Raw genomic sequence first — 14,698 nt, forward strand, 5'->3', positions numbered from 1 at the left:
CGGTTCCAATCGTTACAATCGGCCGTTCCAACCTTTCGGAACTGCCTCATGCGCGTGAATTTGCTTGCGTTTTCCATCGTCGCCGGGCTGGGCATGGCCCAGGCCGCCCAGGCCGCTGAAGGCATGTGGGTGCCGCAGCAGTTGCCGGAGATCGCCGGCCCGCTCAAGCAGGCCGGCCTGAAGCTGGACCCGGAACAGCTGGCCAACCTGACCGGCGACCCGATGGGCGCGGTGGTCGCGCTGGGCGGCTGCACCGCCAGCTTCGTCTCGCCGCAGGGCCTGGTGGTCACCAACCACCACTGCGCCTACGGCTCGATCCAGCTGAATTCGACCGCCGAGAAGAACCTGATCAAGGATGGCTTCAACGCGCCGACCCAGCAGGACGAGCTGAGCGCCGGCCCGAACGCCCGCATCTACGTGCTCGATGACATCACCGACGTCACCGCCCAGGCCAAGGCTGCCATCGCCGGCGCCGGCCGCGACCCGCTCAAGCGCACCGAGGCGCTGGAAGCGCTGGAAAAGCGCCTGATCGCCGAGTGCGAAAGCGACGACGCCTACAGCTGCACCCTGTACAGCTTCTCCGGCGGCAATACCTACCGCCTGTTCAAGAACATGGAAATCAAGGACGTGCGCCTGGCCTATGCGCCCCCGGGCAGCGTCGGCAAGTTCGGTGGCGACATCGACAACTGGATGTGGCCGCGCCACACCGGTGACTTCTCGTTCTACCGCGCCTACGTCGGCAAGGACGGCAAGCCGGCCGCGTTCGCCGCCGACAACGTGCCGTACCAGCCCAAGCATTGGCTGAAGCTGGCCAACCAGCCGCTGGGCGAGGGTGACTTCGTGATGGTGGCCGGCTACCCGGGCCGCACCGACCGCTACGCGCTGGTCAGCGAGTTCGAGAACACCGCCAACTGGACCTACCCGAGCATCGCCAAGGCCTACAAGGAACAGATCGCGATGGTCGAGGCGGCCAGCAAGGACAACCCGGACATCGCGGTGAAGTACGCCGCCAGCATGGCCGGCTGGAACAACACCAGCAAGAACTACGACGGCCAGCTGGACGGCTTCAAGCGCAACAACGTGCTGGCGCACAAGCAGCGCGAGGAAGCGGCGGTGCTGGAATGGCTGCGCGGGCGCGGCGCCGCCGGCCAGCCGGCGGCCGATGCCTACGCCCAGCTGCAGGCACTGGGCCTGCAGTCGCGCGCCAACCAGGCCCGTGACCTCAACCTGGCCATGCTCAACCGCACCGGTACGCTGGGCACCGCCGTGCGCCTGTACCGCCTGGCCATCGAGAAGGCCAAGCCGGACGCGCAGCGCGAAGAGGGCTACCAGGAGCGTGACCTGCCGGCCATCGAAGGTGGCCTGAAGCAGATGGACCGCCGCTACGTGGCGGCGATGGACCGCCAGTTCCAGCAGTACTGGCTGCAGCAGTACGCGCAGTTGCCGGCCAACCAGCACCTGGCCGCATTCGATACGTGGATCGGTGGCACCGACGCCGCTGCGGTCAACGCGACCGTCGCGCGCCTGGACGGCTCCAAGCTGGGCAACCTGGACGAACGCCTGAAGTGGCTCAATGCCGACAAGGCCGCCTTCGAGGCCAGCACCGACCCGGCCATCCAGTACGCGGTGGCGGTGATGCCGGCGCTGCTGGAGATCGAGCACCAGCGCAAGGTGCGTACCGGTGAGGAGCTGGTGGCGCGTCCGCTGTTCCTGCAGGCGATCGCCGACTACAAGAAGAGCCAGGGCGAGTTCGTCTACCCGGACGCCAACCTGTCGCTGCGCATCACCTTCGGCAACGTGAAGGGTTACACCGGCCTGGATGGCAAGGTGCAGCCGTCCTTCACCAATGTCGAAGGCGTGGTCGCCAAGGAAACCGGTGCCGATCCGTTCGATTCGCCGAAGGCACTGATCGATGCGGTCAAGGCCAAGCGTTACGGCGGCTTCGAGGATGCCCGCCTGGGCAGCGTGCCGGTGAACTTCCTGTCCGACCTGGACATCACCGGCGGCAACTCCGGCTCGCCGGTGCTCGACGCGCACGGTCGCCTGGTCGGCCTGGCCTTCGACGGCATCTGGGAATCGGTCGCCAGCAACTGGGTGTTCGACCCGGTGATGACCCGCATGATCTCGGTGGACGAGCGCTACATGCGCTGGATCATGCAGGAAGTGGCGCCGGCGCCGCAGCTGCTGAAGGAAATGGACGACGCGTCGAAGTAAGCGCGCGTCGGTTCGCTTGAATGGAGGCCCGGGCGGGAAACTGCCTGGGCCTTCTGCGTGTGGGGCAGGGGGCTCCGGCCGCCGTCACCTGCCTCAGCGATACGGCCCGGGGCCACGCCACAGCAGTTCACCGTAGCGGTAGACGTACATCACGATGACGAAATCGCGCGCGTCGCCGATGTCCTTCAGCTCGGGTGAGCCGGCCGGCACCATGCGGCACTTGCTGGAGCCGCGGCGCAGGGCGACTTCGGCCGGGCAGACCATCAGGTAGGTGGTGCCGGGCAGCGGGATGGAGAGTTCCGTCTTGCCTTGTTCCATCCAGGTGCGCAGCTTGGTGTCGCTGATCAGGTCGTAGATGATCTGGTAGCCGCCCACTTCCATGGAGGGCTCGCCGCCGCTGCGGTCGACGCGGTTGCCGGTGCGGTTGCCCATGCCGCTGGAAACCCCGTCTTCCGGGACGGTGGGCTTCTCCACCCAGCCGGGCGGGCGTCCGGTCCAGGTCTGCGGACGGCGTTGCACGCTGTCGGAGGGGGCTTCCGCCGTCGCCGGGGTGGCCTCGGCCTGCGCCTGCACCGGTGCCTGCGTATTGTCCGGTTCCGGAGCGCTGGGCGGCTCGATGTAACGGGCCTCGGGCACCGGTTTGCGGTCCTCGCTGCGGCGCTGGGCCAGCGGCTTGGGCTGCGCGCGCGGGGTGGTGCTGGGCTTGGGCTGCGGCGGCTTCTGCGTCGGTCGCGGCGACGGCGGCGCTTCACCGACGAAATCGACCTTGACCCGCCCGCCACCGCCGGAAGCGCCTTGCGGCGAGGAAACCACCGGCGGATTGGAGTGCAGCAGGAGCACCAGCATCAGCAGGTGCAGTTGCAGGCTGATCAGCGCCGCGAACCAGCGATCGCGGCGTTCGTTGCGGAATTCAGCGGGGACGGGAGTCGAAGGTGGGGAAGGGCTGCTCATGCCGCGTCGGGGGCGTGGAGGGTGCTGGCCCTCATGCGACACCGTGGCACCGATAGGGAGCCGTTATCGTACGCGAGGAACAGGCGCGCGACTGTGTCACGCATGTTGTGGTCTGTTGCGGTGATGCGCCGGATCCGGGCGCCGCAGGGGATCCGTATCGAAGGAAACCGTGGGCGGCGTCACCGTCTGCTCGGGCTATGATGCGCCTCCCGCTGCCAGCACCGGGCGGGCCCCACACCCAAGAATGGAACTTGCTGCATGCGCATCCTGCTTGCCCGTCACGGCGAAACGCCGTGGAACGCCGAAGGCCGCTACCAGGGCCAGATCGACATTCCCCTTTCGCCGGTGGGCCAGGCCCAGGCCAAGGCCTTGGGCGAGCGCCTGGCCGATGTGCAGATCACCCGCGCCGTCGCCTCGCCGCTGAGCCGCGCGCAGAGCACGGCCAAGGCCGCGCTGGGCAGCGCCCGCGCGGAGATGTTGCTGACCGAGCCGGACCTGCAGGAAATCGCCCATGGCGAGTGGGAAGGCCTGCTCGCCAGCGAGATCCACGACAAGGATCCGGCCCGCCTGCGCGCCTGGCGCGAGGAGCCGGATACCGTGCTGATGCCGGGCGGCGAATCGCTGCGCCAGGTGCTGGACCGCAGCTGGCGCGGCCTGGCCAAGGCCGCCGAAGGCCTGGGCGAGGACGACACGTTGCTGGTCGTTGCCCATGACGCGGTCAACCGGGTGATCCTGTGCAAGGTGTTGGGCCTGCCGATCGCCAAGCTGTGGACCTTCCGCCAGGCCCCGACCACGCTCAACCTGCTCGAAGGCCCGGACGTGGAGCATCTGGAAGTGGTGCGCCTGAACGATTGCGCGCATCACACCCCGTTCTTCGGCGAAGCCAAGCACCGCGCGCTGTAAAGCCACGTCACCCTGATCCAGCCTGGCGTTGCTGCTCTGTGCCCCCGCCCCTTGCCGCAGGCAAGGAGCGGGCGGGACGAGGGGGCCTGGGGTGTCATCGGCCACACCCCTGACGAACGTGGCGAGGCACTGCTGCTCTTGCCCCCTCCCTCTGCCGCAGGCAAGGGAGGGCGGGGGAGGGGTGCCTGGGGTGTCGTCGGCCACGTCCGCGCCGAACGTGGTCCGCACGGCGGGATGGGGGCATCGGAAAGGCCCGCTGTATCATGGGCGCCTTTCCCGCGCGCAACGCGCTGCCGGCCGTCGCGCCGGCCCATGATCCGAGAACGTCCCGCATGTCTTCCGCACGTCCCGCCACGCTTGGCCAGTGGCTCGCCCATATCGAACAGCAGCACCCGCAGTCCATCGCGATGGGGCTGGAGCGCGTGCGCGAGGTCGCCGCACGCATGCAGTTGGGGCAGCCAGGCAAGCGCAGCATCGTGGTCGGCGGGACCAACGGCAAGGGCTCGACCGTGGCCTTCATCGAATCCATCGCCCGAGCCGCCGGCTGGAAGGTGGGGGCCTACACCTCGCCGCACCTGCTGGCCTACAACGAGCGCGTGCGCATCGATGGCGCCGACGTTGACGATGCCACCCTGGTGGCGGGCTTCAACGCGGTCGAGGATGCCCGTGGCGACACCCCGCTGACCTATTTTGAATACGGCACCCTGTGCGCGCTGTGGGTGTTCGCGCAGGCGCAGCTGGATCTGGCCGTGCTGGAAGTCGGCCTGGGCGGGCGCCTGGATGCGGTGAACCTGATCGATGCCGATGTCTCGGTGATCACCACGGTGGACATCGACCACGCCGATTGGCTGGGCACCGACCGCGAGGCCATCGGTGAGGAAAAGGCCGGCATCCTCCGTGGCTGGAAGCCGGTGATCCTGGGAGAGATCGACCCGCCCTCCAGCGTGCTGCGGCGTGCCTACGTGCTGGGCGCCAACGCGATCCGCTTCGGCAGCGACTTCTTCGCCGAGCCGATCGATGCCGAACGCTGGCGCTGGCGCGATGTCTCCTTCCGCATCGAACTGCCGCAGCCGGCACTGTGGGCACCGATCCAGCGCAACAACGCCGCTACCGCCATCGCCGCGCTGCGCGCGTTGGACAAGCCGGTGCCGCGCGCTGCCTGGGCACAGGGCGTGGCCGGGGCGGCCATCGATGGCCGCCTGCAGCGCTTCCAGCGCAAGGGCGTGGAGGTGCTGGTCGACGTCGGCCACAACCCGCAGGCCGCCGCCGCGCTGGCCGCGGCGTTGAAGTCGCAGCCGGGCGCTGGCCGTACCCTGGCGGTCTATGCCGCGCTGGCCGACAAGGATGCCGAGGGCGTGGTGCAGGCCCTGCAGGCGCAGGTCGATGGCTGGTTCCTGGCAGGGCTGGACGGCGCGCGTGGACAGAGTGCGGCGCAGTTGCAGCAGCGCCTGCAGCAGACCCCGGCAGCGTCGGCGTCCTTGTCCAAGGACGTGGCGACGGCCCTGAATGCGGCACTGGCACAGGCGGCCGAGGGCGACCGGGTGCTGCTGTTCGGTTCGTTCCACACCGTCGCCGACGCCCTGCCATTGCTTCGTTCAGCTGGCTGAGGCCGTGCGCCGGACGCCACGCATATAATCGCCGGGGCATTCCGCCACGCCGCTCGTAAGCCATCTGTGGATACTCCTCTGAAACAGCGACTGATTGGTGCCATCGTTCTGGTGGCTTTGGCCGTGATCTTCCTGCCCATGCTGGTCAAGGGGCCGGCACCGGACAGCGGTGTGCAGGATGTCCCGCTGCAGGCGCCCGAGGCCCCGGCCGCGGGCCAGTTCGAAACCCGTGAGCTGCCGCTGGTCGCGCCGAGCGTGCCGGCCGGCGGGGCACTGGGCATGCCGGCCACCGCCCCGGAAACCGCTACCGCCCAGGCGCCGGCCACGCAGCCGGCCAATGGCCTGCCCGCGGCCGTGGCGGCAGGCAACTACGCGGTCAATTTCGGTGCCTACGCCACCCAGGCCGATGCCGATGCGGTGATCGCGCACCTGAAGAAATCCAACCTGCCGGGCTTCAGCCAGGCCGACACCATCAACGGTCGCCCGGCATGGCGCGTGCGCATCGGGCCGTACGCCGACCGCGCCCAGGCCGAACTGGTGCGACTGGAAGCGGGCAAGGTCCGCAACGACGTCAATGCGCAGGTGGTGGTGCTCAATGCCGCGGCCGAGACCCCGGCGGCACCGAGCACCGCGACCGCGGCGCCTGCGCCGGCCCCGGTGCGCAGCGAGCCGCTGCCGGCCGAGCCGGCACGCCCGGTGGCCGCCACGCCGCGTCCGGAGCCCAAGCCGGAAGCCCCCAAGCCGGCGGCCCCGAAACCCGAGGCCCCCAAGCCGGTGGCGACCACCCCGGCGCGTCCTGACGTGCGCACCCCGGCCGCCCCGGCCGCCAGCAACGTCGGTTTCGCGGTGCAGCTGGGCGCGTTCTCGCAGCCGACCGAGGCCAATGCGCTGCGTGACCGCGTGCGCGCGGCCGGCTTCAGCGCCTTCGTCGAGCAGGTGCGTACCGACAACGGCACGCTCAACCGCGTCCGGGTCGGGCCGGTGGCCAGCCGCGCCGAGGCCGACCAGCTCAAGGCCCAGGTGGCCGCCAAGGTCGGCATCCCGGGTATGGTCCGTCCGCATCCCTGATGCGAGCGATGACTGCCGTCCCGGCCCATACCGCGCCGGGACCGGACCGGGCCTGCCGTGATTGACCTGATCCTGCTGGCCGTGATCGCCCTGTCGGCCCTGATCGGGCTGATGCGCGGCCTGCTGGCGACCGTGCTGGGCGTGGTGTCCTGGGTTGTCTCGGGCTGGGCGGCGTTCCATTTCGGTGAACAGGTGGCGCGGGTGCTGTCCGGTGGCAGCCAGCCCACCGCCGGTGAGTACGCCGGCGGCTACGTGCTGGCCTTCGTCGGTGCGCTGCTGGCGTTGATGCTGCTGGGCATGGCGCTGCGCGGCCTGGTCGATTCCACGATCCTGCTGAAGTGGCCGGACCGCCTGCTGGGCTTCGGCCTGGGCGTGGTCCGCGGCGTGCTGCTGGCGGTCCTGGTGGTGCTGGTGCTGGGCTTCACCTCGATGCCCGGCAAGCCGGAATGGCAGCAATCGGTGTTGTTGCCGCCGCTGCAGCCGATGGTGGGCTGGCTGCGTGGAAAACTGCCGCAGCCGCCGGACCTGACTGAATTGCCGCACGACGTGTTGATGGACTTGGGCAAGTCGGTGCTGGCAGGCGATAATGCGCGACCGAACGAGACAGACGCGGGCAGCGGACAGCCGCCAGCCGGGCAGCCCGGCGCAGGTGGGTCCGTGGACCCGGCGGGGGCGTTGCCCTCCAACATCGATCCGGCGCAGGTGCGCCCGGGTCACCCCGACTCCACGCGGGACGGGGCACAGGGCCAGGCACGGCCACCTTCACGTTAACCGGGCGCCTGCGCCCAGCGGAGATCGCGCAACATGTGTGGCATCGTCGGAATCGTCGGCAACCAGAACGTCGCCGGGCAGCTTTATGACGGCCTGACCGTCCTCCAGCATCGCGGCCAGGATGCCGCGGGTATCGCCACCGCAAACGGCACCCGCCTGCGCGTGGAAAAGGGCAACGGCCTGGTCCGTGACGTGTTCGACGAGCGTCGCATGGGGCTGCTGCAGGGCCGCATCGGCATCGCCCACGTGCGCTATCCCACCGCCGGCTCGGAAGGCACCGACGAGGCGCAGCCGTTCTACGTCAACTCGCCGTACGGCATCGCGCTGGCGCACAACGGCAACCTGATCAACACCGAGGCACTGCGTCGCCAGGTGTTCGAGGCCGACCGCCGCAACATCAACACCGATTCGGACAGCGAAGTACTGCTGAACGTGTTCGCCTACGAGCTGGACGCGCAGCGCATGCTCACCCCGGAAGCGGCGATCCGCGCCGTGGCCGGCGTGCACCGTCGCTGCAAGGGCGGCTATGCGGTGGTCAGCGTGGTGCTGGGCCTGGGCCTGGTGGCCTTCCGCGACCCGCACGGCATCCGTCCGCTGGTGCTGGGCAAGCGTAGCCACGCCGAAGGCGACGAGTACGTGGTGGCCTCCGAGTCGGTGGCGCTGGACGTGCTCGGCTTCGAGCGCGTGCGCGACGTGGCCCCGGGCGAAGCGGTGGTGATCACCGAACGTGGCGAGCTGTTCACCGAGATCTGCGCGACCAACACGCAGCAGACCCCGTGCATCTTCGAGTACGTGTACTTCGCGCGCCCGGATTCGATGATCGACAACGTCTCGGTGCACAAGGCGCGCATGCGCATGGGCCAGAAGCTGGGCGAGAAGATCCTGCGCCTGCGCCCGGACCACGACATCGACACCATCATCCCGATCCCCGACACCTCGCGCGATGCGGCGCTGGAAATCTCCAACGTGCTCGGCGTGAAGTACCGCGAGGGCTTCGTCAAGAACCGTTACGTCGGCCGTACCTTCATCATGCCGGGCCAGGGCGAGCGGGTGAAGTCGGTGCGCCGCAAGCTCAACCCGATCCACCTGGAGTTCCGCAACCGCGTGGTGCTGCTGGTCGACGACTCGATCGTGCGTGGCACCACCAGCCAGCAGATCGTGCAGATGGCGCGCGACGCCGGTGCACGCAAGGTCTACCTGGCCAGCGCCGCACCGCCGGTGCGCCACCCCAACATCTACGGCATCGACATGCCTGCGGTGGAGGAACTGGTCGCCAACCAGCGCAGCGTCGAGCAGATCGAACAGCACCTGGGCTGCGACTGGCTGGTCTACCAGGACCTGGAAGACCTGGAAGCGGCCGTGCGCGAAGGCAACCCGGAACTGAAGGAGTTCGACTCCTCCTGCTTCAACGGCCACTACGTCACCGGCATCGAGCCGGGCTACTTCGAGCGTATCCAGCAGTTGCGTTCGGACGAAGCCAAGACGCTGCGCCGCGCCTGACCCGCTTGAGCCCCTCTCCCTGCGGAGAGGGGTTGGGGAGAGGGCAGAACAGAAGCGGCACCATGCGAGCACCCATGAACCCGCAACAAGCACAGCCTGCAGTTGCAGGCACAACATTCCTGCCACCGCCCGAAGCTGCCGGTTTTTCACTGCTCGACGCCGCCTGCATCTGCTTGGCCGCCGCCGACCCGCTAGAGAAAGTCGCGCTCACCCAGCACTACGCCGCGGGTTTTCGCCGCGGCACCCTGAAGCCGCCCGCACACGCCCCTGATCCCGAGCCGATCCGCATGCCGGGCCGGCCGGCGCAGCTGGTGCTGGTGCATCCGCGTGACCTGCCGCGCCGTGGCCTGGGCTCGGTGGAAGGGCGGGCGGCCTTCATCCATGCCATCGCCCACATCGAACTCAACGCCATCGACCTGGCCTGGGATGCGGTGTATCGCTTCCGCGGGCTGCCCGGCAGCTTCCACGCCGACTGGGTGAGCTGCGCCGATGACGAGTCGCGCCACTTCATGCTGCTGCGCGAGCGCCTGCTGGCGCATGGCCATGACTACGCCGATTTCCCCGCCCACAACGGGCTGTGGGAAATGTGCGAGAAGACCGCGCATGACGGCCTGGCGCGCATGGCCCTGGTGCCGCGCGTGCTCGAGGCGCGCGGCCTGGATGTCACCCCGGCGATGATCACCAAGCTGCGTTCGCTCGGCGATGAGGCCACCGCCGACGTGCTGGAAGTGATCCTGCGCGAGGAAGTGGCGCATGTCGCCGCCGGCTCGCGCTGGTACCGCTGGTACTGCGAGCGCGCCGGCGTCGAGCCACGCGCGCGCTTCAAGCAGTTGCTGCGCGAGTACGCCGGTGGCTACCTGCATGGCCCGTTCAACATCGAGGCCCGCCTGCTGGCCGGCTTCGACGAGGACGAGTTGGCCAACCTGGTCGAGCAGGCCGGCTGAGGCTGGCGTGCGGACGGGGAGGAATCCGGTCACCCGCAGGCTGGGAGCATCGCCCGATGAAGCAGGATTTCAGCGCCCGTCCGATTGACGCCAGTCACGTGCCGTCACAGGCTGGGATGCGAAGGTAGCCACCTTCACCGCTGCCCAACCAAGGAGAAAATGGATGAAGCAGGCATACATGGGACTCGTGCTTCTGGCCACGTTGGCCGCTTGCAGCCAGCCGGCGCCGCCGGTGGCTGAACCCCCCGCGCCAGCCCCGGCCCCGGCGGCAGAGCCGGTCGTCGCGGCAAGCAATGACTTCCCGCAGGTGCTGCAGGCATCGGGCACCGAGCCGTTCTGGGGCGTGCGCGTGGAAGGCGGCACGCTGGACTACACCACGCCGGAGACGCAGGACGCGCCGCGTCATTTCGAAGGTACGCGCAGCCTGGTCGACGGACTGCTGCAGGTGCAGGGCGGCGAGGGCGACAACGCATTCCGCCTGACCATCGAACGGGCGACCTGTTCGGACGGCATGTCCGACCTCAGCCACCCGTTCACCGCTGAGTTCGTACTGGGCAAGGACACCTTCAAGGGCTGCGCCCGCGATCCGGCCGTGCCGGTGGAAGCGCCCTGACGCCTGCTATCACGCCACCTGAGTGATGCTTTGCCCCCTCCCTTTGCCACGGGAAAGGGGAGGGGGGCTTTGGACGTGGGCGGCGACGCTCACGGCCAAGCAGAGCCCGGCGCTATCGCATCAGGGGGATGCGAACAACGCTTCCAGCCGGTAGCCGTCGGCATCCACGCGCAGCACCGAACCCTGTTCGTACCAATCGCCGAGCACGATGCGCGTGCAGGCGTGATCGCCGGCCTGCAGGGTGTGGATCGCAGGGCGGTGGGTGTGGCCATGGATCATCGTGTCCACGCCATAGCGCTGGAACGTGGCGGCCACTTCGGCCGGGGCCACGTCGGTCACGGTCTCGAACTGCGCGCGGTCGCCTTGCTTCATCTCCGACTGGCGCGCCTGGCTGGCCGCGCGCGCTTTCTGTGCGAAGGCGATGCGGGCTTCCAGCGGTTGCGACAGGAACTGCGCGATGAACGCCGGATCGCGGGTCTGCGCGCGGAAGGCCTGGTAGGCGACGTCGTCGGTGCAGAGCAGGTCGCCGTGCTGCAGCATCACCGGCTTGCCATACAGCTCGATCACCGCCGGGTCCGGCAGGATGCGCATGCCGGCACGTGCCGCGTAGTCGTTGCCGACCAGGAAGTCGCGGTTGCCGCGGATGAAGTACACCGGCACGCCGGCATCACTGATCCCGCGCAGCGCCGTGGCCACCGCATCGGCGGCGGCCGAGGGCGTGTCATCGCCGATCCAGGCTTCGAACAGGTCGCCCAGGATGTACAGCGCCTCGGCCTGCCGGGCTTCATCGCGCAGGAAGGCCAGGAACAGTTCGGTGATGGCTGGACGGCTGGGGTCCAGGTGCAGATCGGAGATGAACAACGTGGTCATGCGCGCATTGTAGGGCGTGCGCGGCGGCCACGCGCGCACGCCGGCCTCAGCCAGCGAGCAGCGGGCAAAGCTGCAGCGAGGCGGTCCCCAGCAGCAGGCCGATGCCGGTGGCGGCCAGGACGTCGCTGGGGTAGTGCAGGCCCAGTACCACGCGCGACATCGCCACGCCTGCGGTGAACGGCACCAGCAGCGGTGCCAGCCACGGGTAGTAGGCCAGCGCCACCACGGTGAAGGACACCGCATGCAGGGTGTGGCCGGAGGGGAAGCTGTACTCGTCCAGCGGCGCGACCCAGGCGCGGATGCGTACATCGGCGGCGAACGGGCGCGGGCGGCGCGTCCAGCGCTTGAGGCCCTTGTACAGGGTCAGTGCGACGGCCCCGGTGATGGCCATGTGGATCGAGGCCTGCAGGCCGTCCAGGCCATCGGCCAGCACCAGGGCGCCCATCAGCATGTACCAGAACACCCCATCGCCCAGCCGGCTCAGCGTGGAGAACACGATGCGGATGCCACGGCGGCGGCCGTAGCGGTTGGCGCGGCGGCACCAGCGTGCCTCGCGGGCGGCGATACCTTCAGGCGGCAGCAACGACATGGGCACGTCTCCGCAGGGCAAGTTCATCGAGCAGGGCTTCGAATTCGGCGACCACCTGCTCCGGGTGCAGCCGCTGCATCGCGCGGTTGGCGTTGGCGCCCAGGGTGGTGCGCATCTCCTCATCACCGGCCAGCTGCACGGCCGCGTTGATGAAGTCTTCCTCGTTCTCCACGGCAACTCCGCTATGGCCGCTGCGCAGGTGTTCGCGCGCGGCACCGTAATTGAAGGCAACCGTCGCCACGCCGCTGGCCATGGCTTCCAGGGTGACGTTGCCGAAGGTTTCGCTGCGGCTGGCGAACAGGAACAGGTCGCCGCTGGCGAAGTGCCGTGCCAATGCCTCGCCGCGCTGGATGCCGCAGAAGATGAAGTCCGGGTTCTCGCTGGCCAGCTTCTCGCGCAGCGGGCCATCGCCGACCCAGACGAAGCGTGCGTCCGGTTTGACCTGCTGGATGCGGCGGAACGCCTTCACCGCCAGCCCAAGATTCTTTTCCGCGGCGATGCGACCGACATGGATCACCGCCAGTCCATCGTCCGGCAGGCCCCACTGCGCGCGCAGGGCGGCATCGCGGCGTTGCGGGTCGAACTGGCTGCCGTCGACCGCGCGTGCCAGCAGGCGTGCCCGCGAGAAGCCCTGCGCGGCCAGGAACTGCTGCAGTTCGTTGGTCGGCACCAGTGTCGCATCGGCCTGGTTGTGGAAGCGCCGCATCCAGCCCAGCGCGACCGGTTGCAGCCATGCCGCGCCGTAGTCCTGCAGGTACTCGTCGAAGCGGGTATGCAGCCCGGAGGCGACGGGGATGCCGAGCCGGCGCGCGGCGCGCATCGCCGACCAGCCGAGCGGGCCTTCGGTGGCGATGTAGATCGCGTCGGGGCGCTGCTGCTGCCATTGCCGGGCCAAGCGCTGCGGAGCGGGCAGGCCGAAGCGCAGGCCGGGATAGCGCGGCAATGCCGCACCGCGCACCAGCAGCTCGTACGCGGCCGGCGGGTCCTGGTTCTGCCGTGGCCGGACCAGTTCGACGTCATGGCCGCGGCGGCGCAGGCCCTGTTCCAGGCTCTGCACGGTCAAGGCCACGCCGTTGACCTCCGGCGGATAGGTCTCGGTGACGATCGCATAGCGCATGGCAGTGCCTCCGTTTTGCCGACAGCGTGGGCACCGGCGGTGACCAATGCGTGTCGTGTGGATGACTGGCCCATGACGTTCGTCGCCGCGGGCACCGGTTCGGGTCGTCCTGCGGGCGTTTCGTCGGACGGGGCTTGACGGCACCGGCTGATCTATCTGTACTATTTCAACTAGTACAGTTGATGGACAAGGACATGGCACGCACCCAGGCATTGATGATCCAGATCGCCACCGGCGATCCCCGCCCGATCGGGCGCCAGATCGTGGACGCGGTACGGATGAAGATCGCCACCGGCGCGCTCGCGCCCGGTGCGCAGCTGCCCAGCGTGCGCGGCCTGGCCCAGCAACTCATGGTGAACCCCAACACCGTGGCCAAGGCCTACGCCGAGCTGACCACCGAGGGCTGGTTGGAATCCCGGCAGGGCATGGGCCTGTACGTGGCTGCGCCCCGCCAGCGCCTGTCCGATGCCGAGCGTGAGCGCCGGCTCGACGAGGCCATCGGCCGCTTCATCAACGACGTGATCCCGCTGGGCTTCCCGGACGAAGCCGTGGAGGCACGCCTGGCCCACGAACTGCAGCAGCTGGCCTCCCGCAAGACCGCCTGAGCCGCCCCGGCGCGGCATTGGAACCGACATGCACACCGACACCGACTACGTGATCCAAACCCGGGCGCTGAGCAGGCGTTACGGCCGCAAGCTGGCGCTGGACCGGCTCGACCTGGCCATCCCGCGCGGGCGCATCCATGCCATCGTCGGTGCGAATGGCGCCGGCAAGTCCACCCTGTTCCGGGTCCTGCTCGGCTTCATGCCCCCCAGCAGCGGGCAGGCGTGCATCCTGGGCAAGGACAGCCAGCAGCTGACCCCGGCCGATCGCGCACGGATCGGCTTCGTCAACGAGGAGCACACCCTGCCGGGCTGGATGCGGGTGTCGCAGGTGACCGCGATGCAGCGCCACCAGTACCGCCGCTGGAACCAGCAGGCCTTCGATGGCGTGATCGGCCATTACCACGTGCTGCCGGAGCAGAAGATCGGCCAGCTCTCGCGCGGCGAACGCGCCGGCTTCAACCTGGCGCTGGCCTTGGCGCAGCGGCCGGAACTGCTGGTGCTCGACGAGCCGACGCTGGGCCTGGACGTGGTCGCCAAGCGTGCGTTCCTGGAGTCGCTGCTCTACAGCAATGCGGCCGATGACTGCACGGTGATCTATTGCTCGCACCAGATGGAGGAGATCGAGCGGGTCGCCGACAACCTGATCATCCTCGAGCGCGGCCAGTTGAAGCACATGTCCGCCCCGGAGGACTTCACCGCGCGGGTCAGCCACTGGGTCGCCGATGTCCCGTTCAAGGGGCCGGACCCGCGCACCGTGCCGGGCCTGCTGGAAGTGCAGCGCCTGGATGGCCTGCACCACTACCTGGTGCTCGACCAGGACGAAGGCTTCGAGCGCTTCCTGCGCGCGTGCGGCGCACGCAACGTGCAGTCGATGGCGGTCAGCCTGGACCGTGCCGTCAATGCCTTCCTGGCCAAGAACCATGCCGCCCCCGCGGCGGCCTGAGGA

General features: G+C 69.0%; 14 protein-coding genes. 10 read left to right on the forward strand and 4 right to left on the reverse strand.

Features of this window, described 5'->3' with window-relative positions; translation table 11 throughout:
- Positions 1–48: 48 nt before the first annotated feature.
- Entirely contained in the window at positions 49–2,214 is a 2,166-nt protein-coding gene (locus AC06FE_RS13160; protein WP_313254087.1) for a S46 family peptidase, read from the forward strand.
- Positions 2,215–2,307: 93 nt separating this feature from the next.
- Here AC06FE_RS13160 and AC06FE_RS13165 read toward each other — a convergent pair whose 3' ends face one another.
- Entirely contained in the window at positions 2,308–3,165 is an 858-nt protein-coding gene (locus AC06FE_RS13165) for a hypothetical protein (RefSeq protein WP_478073277.1), read from the reverse strand.
- A gap of 258 nt (positions 3,166–3,423) precedes the next feature.
- On the opposite strand from AC06FE_RS13165, the gene AC06FE_RS13170 reads away from it, so the two are divergent.
- From AC06FE_RS13170 to AC06FE_RS13200, 7 genes are all read left to right on the forward strand, one after another.
- On the forward strand, positions 3,424–4,068 hold the full coding sequence (locus tag AC06FE_RS13170; protein ID WP_132862547.1) for a histidine phosphatase family protein: 645 nt from the start codon (positions 3,424–3,426) through the stop codon (positions 4,066–4,068).
- A gap of 332 nt (positions 4,069–4,400) precedes the next feature.
- Positions 4,401–5,675, forward strand: a complete 1,275-nt coding sequence (gene folC, locus AC06FE_RS13175; RefSeq protein ID WP_192286564.1) for a bifunctional tetrahydrofolate synthase/dihydrofolate synthase — start codon at positions 4,401–4,403, stop codon at positions 5,673–5,675.
- 66 nt (positions 5,676–5,741) lie between these two features.
- A complete protein-coding gene (locus AC06FE_RS13180) occupies positions 5,742–6,743 on the forward strand; it encodes an SPOR domain-containing protein (protein WP_192286563.1) in 1,002 nt (333 codons plus the stop codon).
- 57 nt (positions 6,744–6,800) lie between these two features.
- Positions 6,801–7,514, forward strand: coding sequence for a CvpA family protein (locus tag AC06FE_RS13185; protein ID WP_132862550.1), 714 nt, complete (start codon positions 6,801–6,803; stop codon positions 7,512–7,514).
- 33 nt (positions 7,515–7,547) lie between these two features.
- On the forward strand, positions 7,548–9,014 hold the full coding sequence (purF, locus tag AC06FE_RS13190) for an amidophosphoribosyltransferase (RefSeq protein ID WP_132862551.1): 1,467 nt from the start codon (positions 7,548–7,550) through the stop codon (positions 9,012–9,014).
- A gap of 74 nt (positions 9,015–9,088) precedes the next feature.
- Positions 9,089–9,958 (forward strand): ferritin-like domain-containing protein, encoded by an 870-nt coding sequence (locus tag AC06FE_RS13195; RefSeq protein ID WP_478073278.1) that lies wholly within the window; start codon positions 9,089–9,091, stop codon positions 9,956–9,958.
- A gap of 178 nt (positions 9,959–10,136) precedes the next feature.
- Positions 10,137–10,571 carry a COG3650 family protein gene (locus AC06FE_RS13200; RefSeq protein ID WP_478073279.1) on the forward strand — a complete coding sequence of 145 codons (435 nt, stop codon included), beginning with the start codon at positions 10,137–10,139 and terminating at the stop codon, positions 10,569–10,571.
- Positions 10,572–10,691: 120 nt separating this feature from the next.
- Here AC06FE_RS13200 and lpxH read toward each other — a convergent pair whose 3' ends face one another.
- The 3 genes from lpxH to AC06FE_RS13215 are packed head-to-tail and all read right to left on the reverse strand — an operon-like array spanning position 10,692 to position 13,147.
- Positions 10,692–11,441, reverse strand: a complete 750-nt coding sequence (gene lpxH, locus AC06FE_RS13205) for a UDP-2,3-diacylglucosamine diphosphatase (protein WP_192286560.1) — start codon at positions 11,439–11,441, stop codon at positions 10,692–10,694.
- Positions 11,442–11,487: 46 nt separating this feature from the next.
- The gene (locus tag AC06FE_RS13210; RefSeq protein ID WP_478073280.1) at positions 11,488–12,030 is read right to left on the reverse strand and encodes a phosphatase PAP2 family protein; all 543 of its coding nucleotides are present in this window, start codon (positions 12,028–12,030) and stop codon (positions 11,488–11,490) included.
- Positions 12,011–13,147 carry a glycosyltransferase family 4 protein gene (locus AC06FE_RS13215; protein WP_478073281.1) on the reverse strand — a complete coding sequence of 379 codons (1,137 nt, stop codon included), beginning with the start codon at positions 13,145–13,147 and terminating at the stop codon, positions 12,011–12,013. The genes AC06FE_RS13210 and AC06FE_RS13215 overlap by 20 nt, the downstream gene beginning before the upstream one ends.
- Positions 13,148–13,341: 194 nt before the next feature.
- Between AC06FE_RS13215 and AC06FE_RS13220 the strand changes: the two genes are divergently transcribed.
- Both AC06FE_RS13220 and AC06FE_RS13225 read left to right on the forward strand, forming a co-directional pair.
- Positions 13,342–13,752, forward strand: a complete 411-nt coding sequence (locus tag AC06FE_RS13220) for a GntR family transcriptional regulator (RefSeq protein WP_446541376.1) — start codon at positions 13,342–13,344, stop codon at positions 13,750–13,752.
- Between the two features lie 28 nt (positions 13,753–13,780).
- Complete coding sequence (locus AC06FE_RS13225; protein WP_192286557.1) at positions 13,781–14,695, forward strand: ABC transporter ATP-binding protein; 915 nt, start codon at positions 13,781–13,783, stop codon at positions 14,693–14,695.
- The last annotated feature ends 3 nt before the right edge of the window (positions 14,696–14,698 follow it).

It is taken from the genome of Stenotrophomonas sp. Steno-C18 (assembly GCF_056393195.1).